The sequence below is a fragment of the Crocosphaera sp. Alani8 genome (assembly GCF_038442745.1).
In the GTDB taxonomy this organism is placed as follows: Bacteria; Cyanobacteriota; Cyanobacteriia; order Cyanobacteriales; family Microcystaceae; genus Crocosphaera.
The window spans coordinates 1-3,219 of record NZ_JARVCN010000351.1; the positions used below are offsets into that span (position 1 = coordinate 1).

At 43.6% G+C, this 3,219-nt stretch carries 3 protein-coding genes; all 3 read right to left on the reverse strand.

What is annotated here, in order from left to right:
- Window positions 1-91: 91 nt before the first annotated feature.
- Window positions 92-1,042 (reverse strand): DUF3991 and toprim domain-containing protein, encoded by a 951-nt coding sequence (locus P9B04_RS18020; protein ID WP_342056360.1) that lies wholly within the window; start codon window positions 1,040-1,042, stop codon window positions 92-94.
- 208 nt (window positions 1,043-1,250) lie between these two features.
- Window positions 1,251-2,234 carry a MarR family transcriptional regulator gene (locus P9B04_RS18025; RefSeq protein WP_342056361.1) on the reverse strand — a complete coding sequence of 328 codons (984 nt, stop codon included), beginning with the start codon at window positions 2,232-2,234 and terminating at the stop codon, window positions 1,251-1,253.
- A 307-nt stretch (window positions 2,235-2,541) separates the two neighbouring features.
- Window positions 2,542-3,174, reverse strand: a complete 633-nt coding sequence (locus tag P9B04_RS18030; RefSeq protein ID WP_342056362.1) for a hypothetical protein — start codon at window positions 3,172-3,174, stop codon at window positions 2,542-2,544.
- Window positions 3,175-3,219: the final 45 nt, after the last annotated feature.

Consider the following 3,219-nt stretch of genomic DNA (forward strand, 5'->3'; position numbering starts at 1 on the left):
TGGTTTTATGAACATGGTTTGGAACTTTGTCTCGTCAGGTGCAAGATGTGAGTAAGACTCTCTTTTCTAGTGAAAATGCCTAGGATTTCAGCTAAGTACACATGTAAGCGAATTCTTTGTCCATCTGTTCCTGAGATTGAAGCCAAGCATTCCAGTCCTTTAAGGGCGATTTGATTCTTGTAAGCACGCCACCATAATTCACGAAGTCTTGTAAACACTCATTAATCTGCTGATGATATTTTTCCCCCGCCTCATCGTTATCAGTAGCAACGATAACCGTCTTAATTCCTTGAGGTTTTTGGTATTTGACTAAGCGTTGAATAAGAGTGATTTGTCTCTTTCCCAGTTGCCCACCAAGAGAGACATAAAAGTAATGCTCTTGGTCATAGAGAGCGTGAAAGGAAAAAGCGTCGATGGCTGATTCAGTGATAATTAACGAGTGATTTGAGTTATCCCAGACCGAACACCACAATCCTCTTTTTCCATGAGGAGAAAAGCCTGTGAAGCGAGAATTTTTGATCTCATAGCCGCACACTTGACCACTATCAAAGTGAGGGAAGATCGCATTTGTGCGAGAGTCTATCTTGATACGGTGGATGAACTTTGGATGGTTTAGAGTTGATACAGGGATGCACCGCTCATTAACCAGATACGGGTGTTCTTGAATGAACTGCATTTCATCATATGCTGCACGTACCACTTCAAGGTCTGGTGATGACTGCACAACGGGATGAACATATGTAGTTTGGATATCACCGTACAAATTACGAAGTTCTTTTCGGACTTCACCAAGTGTTAGCCCTCGTCGCTTTTGGATAAAGTCGATGATAGTTCCTTTATCGGCATCATCACCAAACGACCAATACACCCATTCATGAGTTTTCCTGTACAGAGTGATACAAATAGCATCGCCGTGAGCATCCCTCATGACTACATTAGAGGAGGAGCTTTTACGCTGATCAATGGAGTACCCTTGAGAAGCTGCGTAGTCGATGAGGTTGATATTGGTTTTAAAATGAGTGAGTTCTTCAGAGGAGTTCATGATGGTGGTCAGAATTTCCTACAATAGTGTTCTAGAGTCTTATGAAGGAAAGAAAATATTTTTTCCCTACTGCCTAAAGGTTGCAGTATCGAATGACTGATAAGATCCAAGTATCGGTCAATGCCCTCTTATGAGTTCAAAATCTTCCTTTCCCAGTTGCCCAAAACAAGGTTTGTATTTAGGTAGTTATTCTGCATAGGTACAATATTCACCTAGTTCCTGACTTCTTGATGAACTCATCAAGCGCGTCTAGATCAATTTCTCCGCTCTTAATCTTATCCACCAACTCTTGAGTTTTCTTGTGACGTTTAGCCTTTTCAGAAATGTCTATGACTTCAGCTTTTGGTTTCTCTTCTGGTGGGAAATATTTGTTGTGGAGTTCTTGCCATTCGCCAGACTCTTTCATCTCTAGTTCAACCTTAGCTGACCTGATATGAAGACGAGCCTCTTCAGCTTCGCTTAGCTCCTTCCACTCAACACCGTCAGCGTACTCTTCTCCGTACAACTTTGAACGTAGTTCACGGTTGTAGGCTCTTTGTCGATTAGTATAATCTCGATAAGCTGCTCTCTCTGCTTCTTCGTTAGCTTTGATAGTTTCTGCCGACATCCCTAGCTTAGAGAGTCCACCTTCAAGTGGTCTTAGACCTCTCAGGTATCCAAGTTTAAATCCATGCTCATCACCATACTCTAATCGCTTCTCAATAAAGTCTGAGTAAGGAATATCCTCCACAGCTTCCCATCGGGTAGTAGCTCGACCCATCCACGCAGCTTCTGGATTAAGTCTCCATTTGTAATGATTACCAATCTTTTCACCACGAATAAGTAAGCCCTTTTTCTCTAATGTTGATAGGGCTTTAGAAACTTGTTGACGTTTTAAGCCCATCTTCTCAGCAACCCAAACGGTAGAAATATCAATCCAATTATCGTATTCCAGCACATAGCAAAGATAATGAAAAACACGAATAGCATTACCGTTGATACCAGGCTCCAACGCTAAGTAGAGATTAGTAAATTTCGGAGTGCTGATAAAACTATCCATAAAGATTGGTCGCCTTGAGATATGCTGTATTGGTACGCCTTCTTGAATGAGTCCTCGTTCTCTAAGGTTAGCTATCTCCGACTCAGATAGACCATCAAAGTCTATTGTACCGTGATTTCTTATGCTCTTGTGTCTTCCTGTATTATTGGGCATAAATAAGGTTCCTAGTAGTTGGATCTTTTGATAAGAGATTCATTCTTAAGCCATTCCCCCCACAGGTTTGGCTTAACTACTCTCAATTTCTCATCAAAAAACCCTTTGACAAAATTCTATTTACTAGAACTAGACACCAGAATACCACAACGCGCAACCTATAAGTTTCGCGTTGTCACTTATAAGTTGCGCGTTGAAAATGTAAACCCCTTATTTTACAGGCACTTATAAATGTTGCTTCTTTACTTTCTACTCTAGTCCCCGCCTATTCACGATCTGGGCAACTGGGAAAGGAAATGTTTGGGGATCACGGTGTCAAGTGATAGCCTTTGCCGTTACGAGAGATAATGCCGTCCTTGGCCATAGCAGCTAGGTATTGAACAGCGGTGCGGTTAGTCATGCCCTCTGAGACTAGGGAACGAACTGAGGGTTTTAAGTTCCCTTCCCTCACTCGTTTTCTAATGGCTCTGTAGCGGGTTGCCGCCTCTCCGGTGGTCTGAGTGTCCTTTGTTGAGCTTCTAGCCCGTCTGGGGGCTTGTGAGGACTTCTGAGAGGGATTTTTGGGTCTAGGTCTTCCTGTCCATTCTGAGCAGTACCGAGATAGGGTAATTCCAGCGACCACAAACACCACTGCCCATACTAGCCGAATGGCGAGTGTGACCAAGTGGGTCGGCTGCTCTGTCGCTTTGGCGATGGCGTGATAGATGGCGGTTGCCCCGTCCCCTCCTCTGCTTTGAACCATTTCGTTTAGCTTGGCTGTTTCCCGCTCTAGGCGTAGTCCAGTCTGTTTTTGGTGGTGCTGGTCATAAACCGATTGCAGGATTTCAACGTTGCGTCTTTGTAAGCCCACATCAAAGTTGTCCTTGCTGTATTGATTGGCGATGAGGTATCCGGCAGCCGAAAAGACCGAGAGTAAAAAGAGGCCGCAGGCTGATACCAAATCCGCTCTTGTTATACCCTTTATAAGCTAGAATAGGCAGATGTC

Coding starts and splice junctions, on each gene's coding strand:
- P9B04_RS18020 (WP_342056360.1), bottom strand. CDS start 1,042: ATGAACTCCTCTGAAGAACTCACTCATTTTAAAACCAATATCAACCTC.
- P9B04_RS18025 (WP_342056361.1), bottom strand. CDS start 2,234: ATGCCCAATAATACAGGAAGACACAAGAGCATAAGAAATCACGGTACA.